This is a genomic window from Streptomyces thermoalcalitolerans, assembly GCF_039525155.1.
Classification (GTDB): domain Bacteria; phylum Actinomycetota; class Actinomycetes; order Streptomycetales; family Streptomycetaceae; genus Streptomyces; species Streptomyces thermovulgaris.
On the sequence record NZ_BAAAHG010000140.1, the window covers coordinates 1 to 856 of the forward strand.

General features: G+C 62.3%; 1 rRNA gene. It reads right to left on the bottom strand.

Annotated features, from left to right (window positions below):
* A 23S ribosomal RNA gene (locus ABD224_RS29230) occupies positions 1 to 552 on the bottom strand; the annotation flags it as partial.
* Positions 553 to 856 lie beyond the last annotated feature (304 nt).

The following is an 856-nucleotide window of genomic DNA, read 5'->3' on the forward strand; positions in this document are numbered from 1 at the left end:
ACGGTACTCTCCGCTATCGGTCACCAGGGAATATTTAGGCTTAGCGGGTGGTCCCGCCAGATTCACACGGGATTCCTCGGGCCCCGTGCTACTTGGGTGGCTCTCCCAACGAGCCGCGCAGATTTCGACTACGGGGGTCTTACCCTCTACGCCGGGCCTTTCGCATGCCCTTCGCCTATCCACGCGGTTTCTCACTCGCCGACCGGCCGGCAGACCAGTCCGGAGAACTCCCACAACCCCGTACACGCAACCCCTGCCGAGTCTCACACGTATACGGTTTGGCCTCCTCCGGTTTCGCTCGCCACTACTCCCGGAATCACGGTTGTTTTCTCTTCCTGCGGGTACTGAGATGTTTCACTTCCCCGCGTTCCCTCCACACTGCCTATGTGTTCAGCAGCGGGTGACAGCCCATGACGACTGCCGGGTTTCCCCATTCGGACACCCCCGGATCACAGCCTGGTTGACGACTCCCCGGGGCCTATCGCGGCCTCCCACGTCCTTCATCGGTTCCTGGTGCCAAGGCATCCACCGTGCGCCCTTACAAACTTGGCCACAGATGCTCGCGTCCACTGTGCAGTTCTCAAACAACGACCAGCCACCCACCACCCCAAGCTGCAAAGCTCGAGTTCACTGGGGCCGGCACCGAAGGCCCCGGCCATGCGGCCGTGCCCTCAGACACCCAACAGCGTGCCCGACCCGACCAGTCGAACCAGCCTGCGTTCCACGCCCACAAGGAGCAGTACTAGCAGCCGGCCCATCCCGATCGTGCCGAGTAGTCAACGTTCCACCCATGAGCAAACCAGCATCAGACCCTCGCTGATGTACTGGCCCTCTGACCCGAAACCCTGTCCGGGTA